General features: G+C 64.9%; 11 protein-coding genes and 1 tRNA gene. 11 read left to right on the forward strand and 1 reads right to left on the reverse strand.

Annotated features, from left to right (window positions below):
* Nucleotides 1–81: 81 nt before the first annotated feature.
* The 7 genes from H4W80_RS31920 to H4W80_RS31950 all read left to right on the forward strand — a co-directional run bounded on the left by H4W80_RS31920 (nt 82) and on the right by H4W80_RS31950 (nt 9,967).
* Entirely contained in the window at nt 82–1,236 is a 1,155-nt protein-coding gene (locus H4W80_RS31920; RefSeq protein ID WP_192788472.1) for an acyl-CoA dehydrogenase family protein, read from the forward strand.
* Between the two features lie 49 nt (nt 1,237–1,285).
* Nucleotides 1,286–1,361 (forward strand) — tRNA-Lys (locus H4W80_RS31925).
* 194 nt (nt 1,362–1,555) lie between these two features.
* Nucleotides 1,556–2,968 carry a tyrosine-type recombinase/integrase gene (locus H4W80_RS63855; protein WP_192788473.1) on the forward strand — a complete coding sequence of 471 codons (1,413 nt, stop codon included), beginning with the start codon at nt 1,556–1,558 and terminating at the stop codon, nt 2,966–2,968.
* A 61-nt stretch (nt 2,969–3,029) separates the two neighbouring features.
* On the forward strand, nt 3,030–5,705 hold the full coding sequence (locus H4W80_RS31935; RefSeq protein ID WP_192788474.1) for a TOTE conflict system archaeo-eukaryotic primase domain-containing protein: 2,676 nt from the start codon (nt 3,030–3,032) through the stop codon (nt 5,703–5,705).
* A 96-nt stretch (nt 5,706–5,801) separates the two neighbouring features.
* Nucleotides 5,802–6,047 carry a hypothetical protein gene (locus tag H4W80_RS31940; protein WP_192788475.1) on the forward strand — a complete coding sequence of 82 codons (246 nt, stop codon included), beginning with the start codon at nt 5,802–5,804 and terminating at the stop codon, nt 6,045–6,047.
* Entirely contained in the window at nt 6,044–6,433 is a 390-nt protein-coding gene (locus H4W80_RS31945; protein ID WP_192788476.1) for a type II toxin-antitoxin system VapC family toxin, read from the forward strand. The genes H4W80_RS31940 and H4W80_RS31945 overlap by 4 nt, the downstream gene beginning before the upstream one ends.
* An 885-nt stretch (nt 6,434–7,318) precedes the next feature.
* Nucleotides 7,319–9,967 carry a tetratricopeptide repeat protein gene (locus H4W80_RS31950; RefSeq protein WP_192788477.1) on the forward strand — a complete coding sequence of 883 codons (2,649 nt, stop codon included), beginning with the start codon at nt 7,319–7,321 and terminating at the stop codon, nt 9,965–9,967.
* Between the two features lie 179 nt (nt 9,968–10,146).
* Here the strand turns inward: H4W80_RS31950 and H4W80_RS31955 are convergent, their stop codons facing one another.
* The gene (locus tag H4W80_RS31955; protein WP_192788478.1) at nt 10,147–11,460 is read right to left on the reverse strand and encodes a serine/threonine-protein kinase; all 1,314 of its coding nucleotides are present in this window, start codon (nt 11,458–11,460) and stop codon (nt 10,147–10,149) included.
* A 107-nt stretch (nt 11,461–11,567) separates the two neighbouring features.
* Here H4W80_RS31955 and H4W80_RS31960 point away from each other — a divergent pair, with 107 nt between their 5' ends.
* The 4 genes from H4W80_RS31960 to H4W80_RS31975 are packed head-to-tail and all read left to right on the forward strand — an operon-like array spanning nt 11,568 to nt 20,673.
* Nucleotides 11,568–13,295 carry a PD-(D/E)XK nuclease family protein gene (locus H4W80_RS31960; protein ID WP_192788479.1) on the forward strand — a complete coding sequence of 576 codons (1,728 nt, stop codon included), beginning with the start codon at nt 11,568–11,570 and terminating at the stop codon, nt 13,293–13,295.
* Nucleotides 13,292–14,218 carry a pPIWI_RE_Y domain-containing protein gene (locus H4W80_RS31965; RefSeq protein ID WP_192788480.1) on the forward strand — a complete coding sequence of 309 codons (927 nt, stop codon included), beginning with the start codon at nt 13,292–13,294 and terminating at the stop codon, nt 14,216–14,218. Before H4W80_RS31960 ends, H4W80_RS31965 begins: the two co-directional genes overlap by 4 nt.
* A gap of 9 nt (nt 14,219–14,227) precedes the next feature.
* Nucleotides 14,228–17,953, forward strand: a complete 3,726-nt coding sequence (locus tag H4W80_RS31970) for a pPIWI_RE_Z domain-containing protein (RefSeq protein ID WP_192788481.1) — start codon at nt 14,228–14,230, stop codon at nt 17,951–17,953.
* Nucleotides 17,950–20,673, forward strand: coding sequence for a pPIWI_RE module domain-containing protein (locus tag H4W80_RS31975; protein ID WP_192788482.1), 2,724 nt, complete (start codon nt 17,950–17,952; stop codon nt 20,671–20,673). Before H4W80_RS31970 ends, H4W80_RS31975 begins: the two co-directional genes overlap by 4 nt.
* Nucleotides 20,674–21,147 lie beyond the last annotated feature (474 nt).

Genomic DNA, 21,147 nt, shown 5'->3' on the forward strand with positions numbered 1-21,147 from the left:
TGCCCCTGGGGCCGGTGTTAGCACATCAGGATTCCCCCTGGTAGAACCCTGGTAGCCCCCTATGTGACGAAGGGACCCGCGATGGACGACCTGCTGCGCCTGGACGACCGGCTCGACGCCGACCAGCGGCTGATCCGCGACACGGTCAAGTCGTTCGTCTCCGACCGCGTGCTGCCGCACGTGGGCGACTGGTTCGAGGAGGCGGTCTTCCCGGCGCGCGAGCTCGCGCCCGAGCTCGGCGCCCTCGGGCTGCTGGGGATGCATCTGCAGGGGTACGGCTGCGCCGGGACGGACGCGGTGTCGTACGGGGTGGCGTGCCGCGAGCTCGAGGCCGGGGACTCGGGGCTGCGCTCCTTCGTGTCGGTGCAGGGTTCGCTGGCGATGTTCCCGATCTGGCGGTACGGCTCCGACGAGCAGAAAGAGGAGTGGCTGCCGCGGATGGCGGCCGGTTCGGCCATCGGCTGCTTCGGCCTGACGGAGCCGGACCACGGCTCCGACCCCGCCAATATGCGGACTTATGCCAAGAAAGACGGATCCGACTGGATCCTCAACGGCTCCAAGATGTGGATCACCAACGGCTCCATCGCCGACGTCGCCGTGGTCTGGGCACAGACCGACGAAGGCGTCCGCGGCTTCGTCGTACCGACCTCCACCCCCGGCTTCTCCGCCCCTGAGATCCACAAGAAACTGTCCCTTAGGGCCTCGGTCACCTCGTCCCTCTATTTCGACGACGTACGCCTGCCCGCCTCCGCCGCCCTCCCGGGCGTCACCGGCCTGCGCGGCCCCCTCTCCTGCCTCTCAGAGGCCCGCTTCGGCATCGTCTGGGGCGTCGTGGGCGCCGCCCGCGCCTGCCTGGAGGCCGCGGTGGACTACGCGAAGACCAGGGTCCAGTTCGACAAGCCGATCGGGTCGTTCCAGCTGACGCAGGAGAAACTCGCCTGGATGTACGTCGGCACCGCCCAGGCCCAGCTCACCGCCCTCCATCTGGGCACGCTGAAGGACGCCGGCCAACTGGAGCCCCGGCAGATCAGCTTCGGCAAGCTGGCCAACGTACGCGCCGCCCTGGACATCGCCCGCCAGGCCCGCTCCATCCTGGGCGGCAACGGAATCACCCTGGAGTACCCTGTGATCAGGCACATGAACAACCTGGAGTCTGTGCTGACGTACGAGGGCACCCAGGAGATTCACACGCTGGTGCTGGGGGAGGCGCTGACGGGTCTGGCCGCTTACCGGTGATTTAGGCGTCGCGGGCAGGGCGGTAATCTCTGTACCCTTGCTGTTGCGAGGGGCGTTAGCTCAATTGGCAGAGCTGCGGACTTTTAATCCGTAGGTTCCGGGTTCGAGCCCCGGGCGCCCTACCACTCATAAGTGCAGGTCGAAAGCGCTTTCTTTGAGACGGCGGCACGACCCGGCGAGACCGGCTCGAAGATCATGTTCCCCCGATGTTCCCGCATCTCACCACGCGATGGCGAAAGGTCCGTTTGTTGATGCGAGTCGTGGCCGTCTGTGCCAGCTGTTTCCTTCACCATGCGTCCTTGGACCGTCAGGGGGAGTTGTGGCGCGGATCATCGAACGCATGGCTAAGAACGGCGCGAGATCGTGGCTGGTGAAGTGGCGTATAGGTGGGGGAAGAGGCGGAAAGGAAGACTTCGAGACCTGCTACGAGCGGCAGATCGCCGAAGACTTCGCGACCTTGGTCGAGCTCAGCGGCGAGAATCGTCCGCACGGCTACCCCAAAGGCTGCCACGGCATCGAGGATCCGCACTTCGACGGCACCCTCGACGCCGACATGCCGACCTTCGAGCAGTACGCGCGCCACGACTATGCCACCCGGCTCGGCGCCGCCCCCACTCAGCGCTTCGTCTACCTGACCGAGGCCGAACGGCATGTCTTCCCCTTTTTCGGCCGCCTGCCCCTGGATCGGGTCACCCGTCGAGTGCTGCGCGAATGGGCGGAATGGATGCTCGCCAAACCATCCGCACGCAACGAACACCAGCCCACCCCTCCCATGTCGGATGAGCAGGCGGCACGACGATGGGCACGAACCAACGACATCGCGGTCAAGAAGACCGGACGCGTGCCGCCCGGCGTGCTGCGGCAGTGGCGGGACGCAGGCTCTCCCCGACCCGCACCACCGGCCCCCGGGACGCTGTCCCCGGCCACAGCGGCGAAGGTTTATCGGGGCGCGATCAAGCCGGTCTTCAAGGCGGCCATGCAGCAGGGTGAGAACGGCGAGCCACCATTTCTCAGCTCATCTCCTTGTGACGGTTTTCGCCTGCCGACTGGCCCGGTGACTGCCCGGGCCATCCTGTACGGCCCCGAGGTCGGCACCTACCTCCAAGCAGTCCACGACATCGACCCTGATACCGCGTTGTTCATCGTTACCGAGATGGCCACCGGCCTCCGCTGGGGCGAGATCGCCGGGCTTCATGTATCCGGCCTGGATCCGGTCGGCTGCGTGATCCATGTAACTCAGACGTACGCCTATTTGCTGGACGAGACGACCGGCCGCCGTCGATGGCAGCTCAGGCTCTACCCGAAGGGTAAGAAACAGCGCGACGTACCCATCTGCCGTGAGCTGGCAACACTGTTGACGCGCCATGCAACCGGCAAGAATCCTGGTCAGCCTCTCTTTCAGGGACACACAGGCGGCTATATCGATTACGCCAACCAACGCAACAACGTGCTGCAGCCCGCCCTCGAACGCGCTCACCAACGCGGCTTGGCCAAGCACATCACCCCGCACGCACTTCGACACACCATGATCACCATGCTCCGCGACGGCGGCGTCGCACCAGGAGTCATGCAACTCATCGCCGGACACGAGTCCTACCAGACAACCGCGGGATACTCCGATCAGCACACCCCTGCCCAACGAACGCTCATCCTCAAGTCCGTTCACCCCGTCATCAAGGCAGCGGGATTCCTGTTCAGCAATCCAGAACACGATCGCGAAGCCCCACCGTAGCGTCGTCTGTGTTCCATGAGCGCACCCATGAAGAGGTCACGTTCGGTGTCTGCTTGGCTGCATGGCGGAAATCGCGCAGGATAGATCCGTGGACTTGTGGCCCGAATGGAACGACCCTGTCGAGCTACGAATGCGGTTGGACGCCGCCTTGGTCGAGATCGCAGAGCTGCGTGAGGAGAACGGCCGGCTCAAGCAACTTCTCCGGCAGCGAGCCTCAGCTGCGGGCGATCGCGACCTCGTCGATCCTGATCAGATCTCCGCTGTCCCCGTCAACCTGCCGCAGGACGGCTTGCCGTACGCGGACGCGTCGTCGCCTCCGTCCGAGAAGCTCGCCTTGTTCAAGGCATTGTTCGTCGGCCGCCGCGATGTGTACGCGACCCGCTTCTTCAGCCGCAAGTCTGGCGGGCACCGGTGGAGCCCCGCGGAGAAGGAGTTCTGGCGAAAACAGGATGACGCCGAGCGGGAGTTTCTGCCGCTGACAGATGAGATTCTCATCGCGCACCTGAGTCGACCCGCCGACGGGCGCGACTCCCATGTCGGGCTGTATCCGATGTTGCCCGACGACACTTGCCGGTTGCTGGCGTGCGATTTCGACGGCGCGGGCTGGCAGGGCGACGCCGCCGCCTACGCGGAAGCCTGTACGCGGGCGGGTATCCATACGGCGGCGGAGATCTCCCGGTCCGGAGCCGGCGCCCACGTGTGGATGTTCTTCACCGAGCCTGTCCTGGCCGCTTCGGCACGTGCCATCGGCATGGGACTGTTGCGGGAGGCGATCGACCGGCGGGGGACGATGTCGCTGGCCAGCTATGACCGGCTGTTCCCCGCGCAGGACTCGCTGCCGGTCAAGGCGGCGGCTCGGTTCCGGTTCGGGAATCTGATCGCGCTGCCGTTGCATGGTGGTAGCCGGGAGCAGGGCACAACGCTGTTCTGCGACCCGCACACCTGGCAGCCGTATGAGGATCAGTTCGCGTTCCTGTCCGGTGTGCGTCGGCTACGCCCGGTCGAGGTGGATGCGCTGGTGAAGGGGTTTGGCCAGATCGACGCCGGGCCGTCGACGTGGGGCAGGTTGCCGAGCAAGCCGCGTTGGGGCGCGCTGGGAGTCGCTCCTCAACGGGTGCACGCGCAACTTGGTGCCATGCTGGCGATCTCGACCGACAGCCTACCTGCGCCGCTGATCGCCGCCCTCAAGCACCTGGCCGCCTTTCACAACCCTGAGTTCTACCGGCGGCAGTCGATGCGGTACTCGACCTTCGCCACCCCACGCTTCGTACGCTGCTTCGACGACAGCGACCCCGACTGGCTACGACTCCCGCGAGGGCTGGCGGAGCAAGCGGAACATCTGATTGCGGCAGCGGGCGGCGCCATCGAGATTGCCACCGCGATCTCGGAGCATGACCCGATCATGGTGCGTTTCACTGGCGAGCTGACGAACGTACAGACCGAAGCGGTCACCGCGATGGCCAAGCACCTCACGGGAGTCCTGATGGCGCCGCCCGGTGCGGGCAAGACCGTAATGGCCTGTGCACTGATCGCCTGGCACCAAGTACCAACTGCGATCATCGTGAACCGCGCCGAACTGCTCGACCAATGGAAGGAACGGCTGACGACGTTCCTCGACCTTGACGCAACGCAGGTGGGCGCCAAGGGCAAGGGCAAGGACAAGCGACACGGTGTCGTCGATGTCATCATGCTGCAGTCCGTAGCCCACCGCGACGCCGACCCGTCGCTACTGGACGCGTACGGCATGGTCATCGTCGACGAATGTCACGCGGTCGGTGCTCCGGCCGCCGAGGCCGCCATCCGTCAGATGGCCGTGAAGCGCTGGATCGGGCTATCGGCGACGCCGTATCGGGCCGACCAGATGGACGCGCTCATCACAATGCAGTGCGGACCGATCCGACATGAGATCACCCCTGAGGTGTCGTTCGCCCAGCGACTCATCGTTCACACCACCGGCTTCAGCACTGAGGAGATCGGATACGACGGCGCCTCCTTCCAAGCGATCTATGGCGAACTGGCCGCAGACGACACCCGGACCGCCCAGATCGCCTGCGACGTCGCGGACGCGGCACGCCGGGGTAGGAACAGCCTGCTCTTGACCAATCGAATGGAACACCTCCAATGCCTGGCCGCAGCCCTGGAGGGCAAGGGCGTGGCCGCGACGCTCCTGCACGGGCAGCTCAGCGCCGCAGAACGCGACCGAGTCCGCGCCCGCCTGACCGATGCCGAGGCACGACCGCTGGTCCTCCTGGCCATCGACAAGGTCGCAGGTGAGGGCTTTGACCTGCCTTGGCTGGATGCCCTGTTCCTCGCGATGCCGATCTCGTTCAAGGGAAAGGTGATCCAGCACGTCGGCCGGATCATGCGAGAGGCCGCCACCAAGCACGACGTCGAGGTACATGACTATCTGGACGCACAGATCCCACAGCTGGAACGCATGTACGGCAAGCGGCGCCGCACCCTCACCCGCCTCGGCTTCACCACCACAACACCCGGCTCAAATGAGCACCCACCGACCACCGACGCTTCCCCGCGCCCTTCCTCGCCAAGGACACCAGCAGAAATCACACGGCCACGCGACCAGCAGCCGACCCCATCGCGGGTGCGCGCGTGGGCTCGCGAACAAGGACTTCCGGTCGCTGACCGCGGCAGACTCCGCCCCGAGATCTGGGAAGCCTGGCATGCCGCCGCCGGCCCCATGCCCGAGGAAACCCCTGACTCGACGAAAACGTCGTGACGCGGGCGGATGCTGCCCGTCGGCGAGAGTAAAGCTCGGCCAGCAGTTACGCTGAAGGGGCAACACAGGCACCGCGACGGAGGGAGTCGAGCGACGGTGAGCGTGGACCTCGAACACGAGCCCCTTCATGACCTCGCCCGCCGGGTCATCCGGCTGGCCGAGGAAACCCAGCACGCCGCTCAAGTGCTCGAACGCCGCCTGGATGCGCTGGAACACCGCCCCGAAGCCGCCGGCCGAGCCGAACGCATCCTGAGCATCGCCGCCGGCATGCGAACACACCTCGGTCGAGACCGACTGTCCGTTGAAGATCTGTACGACCCGGACACGGGTCTTCCCGCATGATCATCGATTCCAGCGCCATCATTGCCGTCATCAACGGTGAGCCAGAGGCCACCCAATTCGCCCACACCATCGCCGCAAACGTGTGCCGCATCTCGGCCGTCAACTACGTCGAAGCGGCCATCGTGGCAGACAACCGTGGTGAGGCCATGCGCAACGCCTTCGACACGCTCGTTGATGAGATGGGCCTTATTATCGAGCCGGTAACACCCCATCAGGCGAGGATCGCGCGCCGTGCGTACCAGACCTACGGCAAGGGCAACAATTCCAAGGCCAAGCTCAACATGGGCGACTGCTTCGCCTACGCCCTCGCCAAGGACCTCGACCAGCCCCTGCTCTTCAAAGGCGAGGACTTCCCGCACACCGACATCACTCCCGCACAGCCCTGACGGTCGTCCGGCATTCCAAGATTCGATTTTGAATGACGGAACTCCCTTTCACCGCTAGATCAAAAATCTCAGGTGATTCGTCCACGCCCCCTTGTACGAGCACCCGCCAAGCGCTGCCATGTGCAGCGCCTGCTTAACTGCATGAGAATCACACAGGTGCGTGGACCAATGAGCTGAATGGGGCGACTCGGTTGAACTACAGGTGCAGTTGAACGCCACTGAATGCCGCGTTGGCCGAGAGCGCAGAGCTATGAGGAGAAACGGCGAGCTACTTCTGCCGCTAACCACGTCCTCGGGCGAGCGCAGTACCGTGGGGTCCTGCCGGGACTTCTCCATGCCCGTCGATCGGCCGCAGGATGGCTTGTCGTATGCCGACTTTTCATCGTCTTCATCCGAGGAGAAGCCACGGATGGAGGCTGGCGGAGAAGGACCTCTGGTGTTAACCCTACCGTCGGTGTTGATCACGCTCGGTCAGGACGCGAGCTCGTCCTCCCAGGTCTTGACAACAGGTTCCACCAGCGGTGTCCTCGGGCTTCGGCTGCTCACGCGGCAGCGCCTGCCGTTCCCCCAGCCGTCGGCACAGGCATGCGACTGGCCATCGTCGCGACGGTCACCGAGCGCACGGGGCGCGTCGAGGTGACAAATTCCCTCGGCGACATCGTCTTCGCGATGAGACTCCCTGCCGCCCCAGGGGGAACGCCCCTTTCCGATGAAGGCGACGATCCAGCTGGGACCGATTGTGAGATGCTCCCGTCAGCGGATCTGCGAGACGGTGGGGAGGCCATGGACGAGTCCCATCACCAGGCCGGGGCCAGATCATCAGCCGGTGGGGCGCGCGCTGCGCGTGGTCTCACCTTCCAGGCTCAGGTTTTCGCTTGGTGGGCTGTGCGCGCCATCGTGGAGATGCCGCTGACCGACCTCGGGCTCGGCGCCGCCGTCCGGATTGAAGCGGTGGGGTGTGAGACCGGGCTCCCCGTCGACGATGTGGGCGTCGCCGTGTCCGGCGGCGGGTTCATCCTCGTACAGGCGAAGGCCGGGATGAGACGGCTGGACGCGCAGACCGAAGATCTGGTGAAGGCCATCGACCAGATGGTGCGCGCCTTCGTCGAAGGTATCCACACGAGTGCGCGTGTGCGCCCCGTCGACCTCTCGCGCGACCGGCTCGTGATCGCCACGAACCATGATGGGAGCCGCGCCTTCGACCAGCTGGGCATCGTGCTCCTGCGCCTCCGTGGACACCCGGCCGACCTCCCTCTCCGGGCAGCGGCGCCGACGATCGCCCAGCGGAGGGCGCTCGAAACCTTTGTCGAGATCATCGAAACTCGTTGGACGGCCATCGTCGGACGCAAGCCCTCTGATTCCGACTTGCGAGCGTTGCTCCGGTGTGCCGAGGTCATGCGGCTGGATCTCAAGGAGCCCGACGGGACCGACCTCTTCCGCAGCGAGCAGGCCCTGCGCGCGGCTCTGGGTGACTCTCTCATCGACGAGCCCTTCAGCAAACTCGCCGGGCGCGGCAGCGGAGCCACGGCGGCCCAGCAGTGGTGGCGGCGGGAAGAGTTGGTTCAGACCGTGCTTCGCGAGGAAGGGTCGATGCAGCCTGCGGCTGGCCCGCGATGCAACCGCCTTCCTGTCCTCCCTCAGCCCTACGTGCGCCGAGGCGACCACGGTCTCCTCGGCCCCGGACCGATGGCGGAGTGTCTCTGCATCGCTGTCACCGGTGGCCCCGGCTTGGGGAAGACCACTCTCGCCATCGACATGGCCAACAATGCTGCCCAGGACTTCCCCGACGGGCAGTTGTTCGTCGACTTCCGAGGCTTCGGTCCGACCGCTCCCATGTCATCCGCCGAGGCGGTCGAGGTGCTCCTGGAACAGATGGGCGAGGCCGATGTGGCCGCAGGAAAGGACTCGGAAGGCCGCCGCCTGCACTATCTGGACGCGGTCGAGGCGAGGCGGTTCGTCATCGTCATGGACAACGTCCGGGACAGCGAGAGCATCCTCCACCTGCTCCCGCGCCACGGGCCCTCCGCCATCATCGTCACCAGCCGCACCAGGTTGGGGACCCTCCTGCGGAGAACCGACGTGACGCACCTTCACCTGGCTCCACTACCAACTCACGAATCCAGGGATCTGCTGATCCGGCACATAGGCGCCGACCGATCAGCCGCCGAGCCCGCCGCTATCGCCACCATTCTGGCCGCCTGCAGCGGCAATCCTCTAGCCCTGGCAATCGCCGGATCCCACATCCGGCACCTGCCTGAGCTGTCACTGGACCAAATCGTGTCCGTTTTGACCGACGCCGACAGCCGACTGGACTTCCTCGACCTGCACGAGTCGAACTCCGCGCTCCGCACCGTCTTTTCCTGGACGTATCACGCACTTCCTACCGAGTTACAGGAATTCTTCGTCCTGGTCGGCTCGGCCCCGGGCCCTGACATCGACACCTCAGGAGCCGCCGCGCTCGCCAGCCTAGAGGACACCCGAGCAGGGTTGGCCCTGCTACGCCGGTTACGCCATTTCCACCTGCTACAGGAGAATGCGCACAACGGCTTCCAGATGCACGAGCTCCTCCGTGACTATGCCCTCTCCCTCTGCCGTGGGGATCGGCGTCTCCAGAACGTCCACGACCGTGCCTGCGAAAGGCTCATCAACCACTACGCCGATCTGGCCGCCGCCACGGGCCCCGATACCCGTCTCGCTAGCCAGCACTCGCCGCGCTTCCTCGCCGCCGTGCGATACGCCGAGGAACACGGCCTGGAGAGCAAGGCCAGGACTATCGTGGACTCTCTCATCGAGAACATGTGGTACCACGGGCGATGGAACGACTGCGTGACGATGTTGCGCTCGATCACGGACGACCCATCGAAGCCTGAGGATCCGGAGATCCGGTCCTACTTTCTCCGCCAGCTGGCCATCACCCTGCGCCGGCTGGGAGCACACGCCGAGAGCGTCGAGTACGGTCGGCAAGCCTTGTCCACGCTGGGGCCGGGAAGGTCGGCACGCGCGGAAGCCGACTGCCGCTACGTCCTGGCGGTCAGTCTTGCCTACGCGGAGGATCACGAGGCGGCCCTGGAGCAATACCACCTCGCCGCCGACGGATTCCGCGAAACTGGCGCCGAAAGCGGGCACGCGGATGCCCTGAACGGCATCGGATGGAGCCTGGCCATGCGGGGAGAACTCCAGGAGGCCCTGATGTACTGCACACGAGCCGCCGACCTACACGGCGAGCTGAACGTCCCCAACAGCCGGGCAGCCGATCTTGACAGCGTCGCTTGCATCTACCAGTTGCTCGGTGATCACAAGGCCGCGCTCGGCTATTTCGAGCAATGCCTTCGCCTGTACAGGGAGATCGGCTACCGCGCCAACGAGATCCGTACGCTGGACAGCATGGGCGACAGCGCGCTGGCGTCAGGCGACCCGAACAGCGCCGTCGAGCACTGGCTCCTCGCCATCGCCGTTCTTGAGGACATCGGTCACGGGGACACCGACCAGGTCCGCGAGATACGGGCTAAGGAGGCGGCATTATTCCAGAAGTAGCCATCGCTGGACAAGCAGAGGCGATATACTGGCCCAGTAGTTCAGCTGGCCGAATGCTCCGCGGATTGCCGCGGAAACTCTCAGAACCGGGAGACGCTATGGCGAAGAAAAAGCGGCCCACGAATCCGAAGCGGCCGAAGCGATAGCACGAAGACGGGCGGGCCAGACTTCCTCGCCCGTCATTCTTTCGCCGACTCGTATCTCCTTAGCAGCTCACGCACTTCCACTGCCCGCCTGTCCCGTCTGCCCAATTTGGTCTCTAAAATCCGGAGCATGTCGCTGAGCTCGCCGACCGCCTCGCCCTTGCGCCCCGCGGCGCGGAGCCACTCCGCGTAGAGCCGCCAGACCCGCTCAGCCCCTTTCCCCACATCGCCCTGCTCCCGCTTTGCCTCCTCCATTACATGCTTGATAAGACGGAATGCCGCGTCACGGTCGCCCGAGTCCCAGAGCTCGCGTGCACGTCCCAGCTGCGCGTCTTCCGCCGACATGGCGACCCCCGCCACGGCTACCATCGCTGGCCGGAGACTGTCGTTCGGTCGCATGAGCGGAGCGAACGGCGTTCTGAACGGCAGCGTGACGTCGAACTCCACGTGATGACCGATACCCGGAGGACCGGTCGCGGGGACATGCCTCCTCATCAGGGCCGATACCTCGCGGGCGCCGACGAGGCGCTCCGCCGGATCCTTGGCCAGCAACCGATCGACCACTTCACCCAGGTCTCGCGGAACCGCCGGCCTCCGTTCACACAAGGGCTGCGGGTCCTTGTACAGATGCGCGGCGTCGAGGTCCGTAGCTGTGGCCGCACGAAACACAGGTCCCCCCAGCAGCTCGTATACGACGATTCCCAGCGCGTAGAGATCGGCCGCGGCGCCTCCCGGGCTGGCTCCCTTCAGAACCTCCGGCGCCACGTATCCGCTCGTTCCCGGGCTGGAGTATCTGCTCCTCGTGATCCTCGATTTCTCGGAGTCGACGATGAACGCCACACCGAAATCGATGATCTTTATCATTCCTGAGGGACTGACCATGAGGTTCGCCGGTTTGAGATCGCGGTGCACCACGTTCGCGTCATGCGCCACTGTGAGCGCCGAACACAACTGCACAGCCAGACACGCCGCCTCCTCCGGTTCAAGGAAGCCGCCCCGCTCCTCCTGCAGTTCCTCGACGGTCTTGCCCTCGATGTACTGCATCACAAGGTAGGGCATCTCCCCTCCCGAGGAGCCGCGCCAGACGCCCCGGTGGTGAACGGCCGGAATCGCCGGGTGATCGAGCGCAGCCGTCGCCAGGCCTTCCCGTTCGAATCGTCGGCGCAGGTCGTGGTAGTCCTCCGTTGAGATCACATCAGTCTCGCCGATGACGGACTTCTCGATCATGAATTTGATCGCGACCTTCCGCTCGAAGTCCTCATCCCACGCGAGCCAGACGTCGCCCATCCCTCCGCGCCCCAGCCTGCGCTTGAGTTCGAAACGATCCTGGATTTTGTCCCCGACGTCCACCACACCTCCTGCGCAGCTGCCCAAGCAGCAGAAAATCCTTTAGCCAGTAACTAATCGGCCCTTATGTGTAGCGAAAGCTATGCTAACGTGACGCCCCCGGAGGTCAAATGAGTCCGTCGAAACACGAGCACGACGATGCCGTCATCCGTGTCTACAGCAGCTCGGCCACGACTTCTCAGAAGAGTTGTCCGACCTATCTGGCGGCCAAAACTGACTACTCGGTGAAACGGCTGGCAAGAAAAAAATTTTCACGTCTCGCCAACATGGCTTTCTCACCCTTCAATGCCGTTCTCGAACTCGTCGAAAACCACCAGGTATCACTGGACGAAGCCTTCTCGCGCCTTCCCCTCCGCGGCGACACGGCGCGTGACATCGCTGGCGAGCTGATCCCCCCGCTACACGAGGGGCTGCTGGCGTGGACACATAACGCGGTGCGCAACTATCTTCGCGCGTTCGAGGAGGACCATCACCTCCAGACCGCGACCGGCCTCGGGTCGGCCGGGCCCTGGGTGCGGCAGTATCCATCCAGCGACGCCGTCGTCAACTCCCGTACCTGGGAGCTCTGCACGTGGGGACGCGGCTACGTCTATCGCCACGGAGGCGACACCGTTCGCGAGCTCCGCATCCCGGCCATGGGCAGGGCGGGCGCCAAGCGACGCGCCGACGCGGAGCTGGCCACCGCCGCCCATGTGCTGGCGACCGGATCGTGCGTCGACCGGGATGTCGTGGACAGGGAACCCGGCCCATACCGTGGTGGCAAGCCGTTTCCGCTCCTTCCCCTTACTTCTTCGTCCCATGCCGCCGCGCTCCCGAGCCGGGTCCGCCTCGTGGAGATCGGATGCATAGACGGGCTACCGCGGGTACTCTACGACGATACGGCTGAAGCCGCCGAAGCCTTCTTCGTCTCGGAGGCCGCCGACACCCTGAGTGCACTCCGCCGTCCGATCACGGAGATCGCGGGACGAGACTGCCTTGACTGCAAAATCCGGTCGGAGTGCCGTCGGCTGTACAGCGCTCCTGGGTTCTTGGACATCCGTGACTCGTCCCGCCCAAGACGGATCTGGTCGGTAACGACCGGGAGATACTTCAGCGACTGTCCCGCCAAGGCACATTTCCGCGCACTGGGTCTCCCACCCGATGAGGAGTCCGAGAAGACTGCGTTCGTACGCCGGGGCGATGCCGTCCACGCGTGGCTGAAACTGCTACATGGTAGGAAACCCAGAAGGCCATGCGCTCCAGGCGACCTCCCAGAGAACCCTGATTTCTGGTCAGCGGGCGAGTGGACGTTGGAAGGAGAGCACGCGCGGCATGGAGCTGCGATGCTCGCGGCCCACCTGGAGGTGTGCCCCTTTCTGGACACGGCACCCGACAGCGCTGCGTACCCCGAGCAGACGGTAGCCGCCGATGACAAGCACGCGGATGTTCTCATCGTGGCGGACGCAGATCTCCTCTACCGGCGCGACGGTTCGTGGGTGTACCGCGAGCTGAAAACCACGGCAGGCGGTTTCGTGGCCGATGGTGCCGACCTACTGACCTGGTACCCGCAGCTCGCGCTGGCTGTACTCCTGTTCAAGGCCGGGGCGATTCCCGCGGGCCCGGGCTCCGCCGTCGAGCTGGAACTACTCACACCTCTTGGACCCGACATCCGGGTGGTCGACCCCAACTCGACGTCTGTTCAGGAACGGGCCAAAGATATAATTCACGCCCTCACCCGGAGCTGGCATTCGGACGAGGAATATCTCCCGACGCCCAGCGAGAAGGCCTGCAGCCGTTGCTCTTACCAGCGATGGTGCCCGGTCTCGCCGAGGAACAGACCGGACCGGAGCGCTCCATGACGGACCTTCCACTCCCCTCGTCCACGCCCACCGCCTTCGACCATGCCATAGGCGAGGCCTACAACGAGGCCGAGTCCCGGCGCATTATCGGCATGGTGGCTGCGACGGTGGCGCAGCTGGCGGACTGGCCGAAGGAGAAGGCTTTCAGCGTTCCATACCCGCCGCTTGCCCAGTACGTGCTCGACCGTATCGCCCTCATCGGCGTGCTGAGGCATCCAGGTGGATACCGCCTAACACCCTACCGCGAACGCCTGAGCTGCCCTCGAACCCTGGCCGATCTCATGGCCCTCTGCTGGAGCAGCCCTATAGACGCATGGCCATTCCTCAACCTCCCCGATGACGAAGATTTGACCGGGCTACTCATCGAGCTCGATCCGATCCGGCCGTCGGAGCTCTGCCTCAGGCTCTCCCTGGAGTTCGCCCACCCGGACGCACCCGACAGAAGCCTAGAACGGCTCGCTCTGCTGGGAGCTCGTGCACTCTACGAAGAGGCTGGCCACCCCGGTGGCTTCCCGGAGTTGCGCGAATGGCTGATCGCCCATCCCGTCCTGTCCAGCCAGGAGATCGCGTTCCTAAAGCTCGAGCGAATCGGTGGCTTCCAGGTGACCGACGAGCTGATCGACATTCTCTACCTCCGTGTTCACGAGCGGTACTTCAGCTCCACAGACGAGATAGCTGTCTGTGGCCACTGCGGCCTGGTCCTGGTGCCCATCAAAGGCGGCTCCGGAGAGCGCTGGCAGTGCGAGACAACGAAGTGTCGCGGCCGACGCAACGTACTGATCGGCGACGTGCGTCACGTTGCCGAGAATCTCCACCACGCCGCCCGGCCGATCCGCGAGTTCGTCATCGCAGGCTCCCGGCTCCGCGCCTCGGAAGGCTCCAACCGCCAAGCCTCAAGCCCGCTCAGGGACGTCGAATGCTGAAAGACTCGCATGCGTAACCTTCGCGACCACCTCCGTGAGGCGTTGTCGGCCATGCCTGCTGCGGAAGCTGCCGAATACGATGACCTCAGCAAGAGGCTCGACTACACCGTCGAACTTGGGCTCCGTGTCATCGAGCTGGTCAGCCCGCAACTCGCTCCCATCGACGGATGGCCCTTGTTCGGTGGATATCCCTTTTCCCGCGCCCGAGGGCTTGTCGCGAGCCGCCCGGATCACAGGCTTCGCCGAATCCTGCGCGCGGCCCGATACCACTTGGAGTCCATGCACCGGCGGGAGGTCTGGCGTTCCGCCCTGCTGCGGTACCGGCACCTGCCGGAGCGGCACCGCGCGTACGATTTCGCGGAAAGCCTGGCCTGGCCAGCGGTTCAGAGACAACCCTCGCTCGCGGCGCATCGCCTGAAGCTGTACGACGCCCTTCTGAATTCTGCGCCGCCCTTCACCACGAGCCGGATCACCATCGCGGAACCGGGTCCGCATCTCTTCCATGGGCGCACCAGTGGCGCTCAGCACATCGACATCCCTGAAAACCTGCCGCCTCCGGTGGACTCCCGTCTCGCTTTGGAGGCCCAGCACCTCCGAGAGCCCTTCAACCAACCCGTGGAATCGCTGCGGCAGACCGCCAAGAAGATGGCGGACCTCGACCAGCCGAATCAGGGCCAGTCCAAGGCGCTCACCGACTGGGAATCACGGTATCTCGGGATGGAGCTCTCCACGTTGGACGAGGAGAGCGGGCGCTTTGCTAAAGCGGATCGCCTGGTCGTCAACGGTCTGCTCAACCTCATCGGGATTCCAGGGGTGGGCAAGAGCACGCTGCGCGACATCCTCGCCACACACGCCGTGGCCGAATTGGGACAGCGCGTCGTCCTCGTCGTCGGCGACGTCGCCGAGGCGCTCCGTGTGGCACAGGGCTTCAACAAATTGCGTGAGGCCGCCGACCGAAAAATCAAGGAAGGCGACAAGGCGTACATCGGCTGGGACAGACTGCACGCGATCCCCCTCATTGGAGCATCCACCCGCGACCAGCACACCAGACGGCTGCACCGGCGGCTCCGGCAGGTCTCTCCGCTGCCCCTCCTGCATCAGGATGCCGCGTTCGCCTACCTGAGCACCGCCTGCCCGCTCAGCGCGTTGCGGGGCGCGGAGGCGGACGGGCCACTGCCGTACCTGGAGGCTCCATGCCAGAGGCTGATCCCGCTGGACCAAACCGCCCTAACGGGCGAAGTCGCCGCCGATCTCGTGGAGGAAAAGCGGAAGTCCCGGCGAGGGTGTCCGATCTGGAGTCACTGTCCGAGGCATGATGCCGCACGAGGACTCCGTGAGGCGACCATCTGGGTCGCCACTCCGGAGGCACTCACAGTCTCGTCAGTGCCCGTTCAGCAGAACCCTGAACGCATCCGCTACCTGGAGCTGGCCTGCAGGACCGCGGATCTGCTGATCGTCGATGAAGCCGACCAGGTCCAGATCAGATTGGATCACCTCTTCGCCCCGACTGCGACGTTGTACAAGCGGGGCGACGACTCCTGGCTGGACGAGATCAACCGGCACAATGTCGCCGAGTTGGCACGCGAGGGCCGCATACAGCTCTCCAACGAGATGGTCCAGCAATGGACCGCCGCGCTGGACACCGTATCGACCGCGGCCAATCGCATCTACGCCATGATCGTGAGTGACGACGAACTTCGCGAGTGGCTGGGGTCGGATCTCTTCACCGTCTGGTCGCTCCAGCTTGAGCTAGTGGGCCAGTGGCCCGCGACCCGGCTGCCCGACCGGATTCCGTTAGCAGCCGAGTGGGCGAACCCTAAGCACGAGACGAGGCAGGAGGCGAGCGCGAAGCTGCTGGCCTACCTGAGTCAGGACCCTGGCGTCGCTCAGGAGTCCCGCGACAAGCGACGCGAAGCAATCCTGAAGATACTCGACGGCTTCCGTGATGACCCCGTTGGCGACAACGACGAGGCCGAACTCTCCGACGACGCGCCGGCCAGAGAAACGCTCCAGCTCGCGGAGCTCGCCCGACGTCTGATCACCAGCAAGCCGGGCAGCCCGAGAGTGGCCGAGGAGCTCAAAACCCTTCTGGCCCAGCTCGCTGGCTTGCGTGACCCTGAGGAGCTCTCCGGCAAAAATCTGAACGCTGAGGTGAAGGAAAATGTCAAGGAGGAGCTCCGTCGGGAACGCCGCAGGTTCGAGTTCACCCTGCTCGTCGCGATCCTGCATGACCGGCTGAACCTACTGACGACGCTCTGGCCCAGAGTGGAGATTGCGCTCAATCTCGATCCCTCCGCCAACGCGCTTTACCACAGCTCCCCGACCGACTACGCTCCAGTGATCCCCGAATCCCCTATGGGCAACATCCTGGCGTTCCAGTTCGTCCCCGACGCCAGGGACGTCTATGCCAAGACGGGCGAGCTAAGGTTCATCCGGTGTACAGGGGTGGGCCGCGAGCTTCTGTCCGTCCTCCCCACCCTGCACGACGTGGACGGCAGCCATGGACCCAACGTAGTGCTGATGTCCGGAACGAGCTGGGCAGGCGCATCCACCCGCTATCACCTCGCCGAGCCGGTGAAAGCGGTACTGCATGCCAAAGCACGCGCGGAGGAGCCGAAGAAGCCCTCCAGCCCGAAGATCTCCATGTTCACGTCCTTCGTCTATGACGCCGTCGAGAACGCCTCACCAGGGGAACCCATGAGGCCTCTGCAGCTCTCCGGCACGTCGTCCAATCGGAACGACGTGTTGTGGAAGATGCTTCGCGGCCTCGCCGATCCAGATCCGGCGGACCAAGGCGGGCGTTCCAAGTTCACGCAAGAACTTGGAAACCTGCCGCCCAGCCGTCAGCATCTGCTCGTACTCACCGGCAGCTACAAAGACGCCAAAGAAGCGGGCCGGGCTCTCCAGAGTTTCAGAGAGTGGAGAAATAGGATCTGCGTCCTCATCTCAGATGACGAAGAGGCCTCCGACGTCCCGCGCCACGACCAGGACAGAAGCCGAGACGCTCCCACGCTCCGTCGCGGCGACCTCGCTACCTTCGGCGCGACCAAGTACACCATCCTTGTCGCACCGCTCCAGTCGGTCGAACGCGGACACAACATTCTCAATGATCAGGAGAAGGCCCTCTTCGGATCGGTTTACTTCCTAGCCCGTCCCCTTCCCACGCCTAGCGACGTCAGCGTGCTCATCCACGCGCTCAACGACCTGACCGTCCGCCGTACCCGTCCCGGCGGCACCTTCGACCAAGTCGTCCAGAGCGCAATGTCGTTGGACGCCGCCGGTTTGGAATGGCGGAAGCAGGCGCGCAGGGAGCTGCACCGGCTTGCCAATCGGGAGATGATGTGGAAGCGGCTGAGCGACGCCGACCGCGAGTACCTCACGTGGGACCTGCTCGTGGTGATGTGGCAGGTGATCGGCCGGTTGACCCGGGGCGGCGTGGGTGCTCGCGTGCATTTCGTGGACGCGGCCTTCGCTCCCCAGCGCGCCGCCGGGCTTCGCAGGGATAACCCGCGCTCCAGTCTGCTGGTCAGCATGCGCGATGTCTTGGCCCCGTACTTCGGGGACGCGCCGGAGTGGCAACGCCATCCCGCTCCTCCGCACCGGCTCCCCGCAACCGAGGCGAACATCTATCTCGCGGACGCCCTCTACCGGCCGCTCTACGACGGCCTGAAAAAGCTTCTGCTGCGGTCTCCCGAGGCCGTCCCCCTCCATGGCGACGAGAGGAGATGGCAATGACGTACGAATCGATCACCTTGACCGCCTATCAGCCCTCAGAGAACTCACTGCTCAAGCCCTTCCAGGTCCTGCATGTCCCGAATGAGCTACGGGCCGCGTTCGCGGAGGCCCACCGGTCGGGGCTCAGCGACACTCCTGAAGACCAGGTGAAGACCTTTCCTATTAGGTCACTCAATGCGCTCCTTCCCCTGGCCGCACCGGATGTGATCTCGGTGGGCCGGCGGGTCTCCATGGAGGACGACGTCCCTTGGCTCTACGCGCATCACCCCGTGGACGACCGGATCGTCCGCGGGCTTCTGGGGGTCTGGCTCCTCGGCATGCGCGGCGAGGAGGACCTCCGTGAGCACGCCTACGACCTGCTCATGAGGACCGCCCTGCCATGGCGGACCAAGTTTGCCGATCTGGCCGGGCGCACTTTGAGTGATGGGGAGACCGCCCAGCCCGAGCCACCCTTGTACCACCTGCTTCCCGACTACGTGGCCCGCCTCATCCAGCGGCATGGCGAGTTCAGGGGAGTCAACGGTCCCTGGTCGTTTCTGGAGACCCCGACCACCGACCGGCGAGCGGAACTCGTTTCATGGCCCCCGCGTGGTGATCTGTCGGAAACCCCAGGGGCGCTGTTCTCCTACGTCATTACCATCACGGTGCAGACCGTGCCGTTCACCTCGCAGTTCCGGCTACACATGCGAACGGGCGTCCGGCGCTGGGTGACCGAAGTGAACGCCCAGGGGACTGTCTACACAGCAGGCCGGTCGGCGTCCGTGCACGTGATCACCGACACGCAGTGGCCCGGAGTATCGGGAGACAGCACCCGGATCGCGATCCACCGGCTTCGCTACGACTCCAGGAGAGCCGAGCACACGTGGCGGGCCATCGACAGGCCCGACCTGCTCCCAGCAGCCAGTCTGGTGCGCTCCGCGGTGGACGCAGCGGATCTCGGAAAAAATCCCAGAAAATACCTGGAGGGACTCGCGGGGATCAGAGCAGGAATTCCGCACCATGCGACCATGGGAACCCACGGAGTGGGTGCCGGGCTCATGTCCGCGGACAGAGTGCCGCTCATGGCGTGGATCGACGAGGCACTCTTCCCCGAGTTCACCCGAGCCCCCGCTTGCCGTCGCGCCCCTTGGCCTGCCAAACCGTCCAACGCGCCGAAGAAGCTCCTAGCGCCAAGGAAGGTAGCCGAGGCCGATCGGGTGCGGATCCTGGAGCACAAGAAGGCGGAGCAGGCGGCCAGAGAGGCCGTCGAACGACGCCGATTGCTCCGTGAGGCACTCGAGGGTGCACCGCTGGTCGCCCGCGTCCATTGGCAGGAAGAAGCGACCCGCGACGCCCTGGTCACGTCCCTAAGTAGCTTGCTCGACCTGCCCGCTCCGGACAGCGCGGACGAGACCCTCATCTGGCGAACACCTGAGCTCGACGTGATCCTGCAAGTGCGGTCCACTGGGGACATCGGCGCCGCGCTGGAGGTCAGCGCCGCCAAGACCCCCAGTAACAAACAATTGGGCGAGGCCATCGCCAAGCGGCGGAGCGAGATCGTGGACGCCATGAACGATGAGGAGGGACCCAGGCCGCTGGTCGCGCTGGTAGAGATCGAGAAGGATTTCAAGATCAAGAGTTCCGACTCGAAGTTCGCCGTCCGACTGGGTTATGCTGGCGCCGGAGTGATCACGCAGTTCCTCCAAACCGCCGTAGACAAAGCTCTTATAAAGAACCGTCCCCACCGCGCGAAGATGGCGTGGATCGACGCGTTTCGACAGCTCGGAGCCTTACGCGTTCCGCTGCACACTTTCGTGGACACACTCCCAGGGGACCTTCAGTACGTCGCGGTATGGATGGCGAAACGCAGGAAGGACGGCCCCACCCGCCAGGCCATCCGGCAACTGCTCGCCATCAGGGTGCGTCCGGCAGATGGCGTACGCGGAGTGTCGGGCTGGATCGAGGACGAACGCCGCTGGGCGCCCTATCCCGAGTATCTGCTGTGGCTGGCCAAAGGCGTCGACTCCCACGCTTCCGCAGACGAGATCGCGGCGGACGACGAAGCTGCCGAGGGCGGTACCCAAAGCTCCTTCTCCCAGTGGGACAAAGAGCAGAAGAACTTGCAGAGGAGAACGGCGGCCTTTCTCCGGCCGCTACTGGCGCAGCTGCGCGATCGGCCAACGCTCTTCATGGTGCATGCGCAGAATCTCCGTGGAGGCTGGCCGTGGCTGAACAACGGCATGGTCATGCGGGATCATATCTGGGTCGATGACGGTGCCCCCGTGCCCGTCGCCCTTTGGGGGGACCGGCTGCGTCTCCTGAGGGTGAGGGACAGCAGCCGCGACGAAACCCCTCAGTGGTACGCCACGGACGGCAACCATGGGATCCCGGCCGGCCTCTGGCCCCTCACCGAGGCGCACGGCGAACGGGTCTTCTACAGCTCCGCGGATAGACCCGGCACCGCGAAGAAGGCGTCCATCAAGGCACGGAAGGAGGGTGTGCGGACTGACCGGACGGGCAAGGAAGTCCGGGACACCGACAAGAACGCCTTCAACCCCAATCTGCTGGAGATCGCGGTCCTCGCCTGCCGACGCGGAGAAGAGCCCGGCGAGTGGGCCGCCTGCGTCCACCAGTTGCGCCACGCACCCGACATCGACGCGCCCCTGGCCCTTCCCTTCCCTCTTCACCTAGCGAAGAAGGCCGTGGAGTATGTGCTCCCCAACCCCAAGGACGGTGCCTGACCGCAGCTCAGACCGAGGAGATCCGGAGGGACGTTTGATGTCGGCGTCGCGGTGCCGCGGGGCTTCGTGTGACGAGGGGCGAGCCTGGGTCCGTTCCCGAACCCCACGTCCCCGTCTTCGGTCGTGGACCAAGTACCAGTTCCCGCGCGGAGATGAAGGAACGGCAAAGATGAGAACGGTCAAGGAACCGCCGCCGCCCTGACGTTGCTCGTCGGATGCTCTTCAGCATGTAGTACGGCGCACCACTGACCGTCATCCTCGGACGATTTAGATGGTGGCACCGGTAACCAAAGCGGCACATCCCAGCACAGTACGACAGAGCCCGGCACGAGGACTGTCGACTTTTAATCCGTAGGTTCCGGGTTCGAGCCCCGGGCGCCCTACCACCCTCACACCCCATCTGACCTGCACTTTCTCGGTTCCCGACCGTCTCCTGCGAGGCGAAGATGGCCGAGTTCATGCTCGTCACATGCT

The organism is Nonomuraea angiospora (genome assembly GCF_014873145.1).
In the GTDB taxonomy this organism is placed as follows: domain Bacteria; phylum Actinomycetota; class Actinomycetes; order Streptosporangiales; family Streptosporangiaceae; genus Nonomuraea; species Nonomuraea angiospora.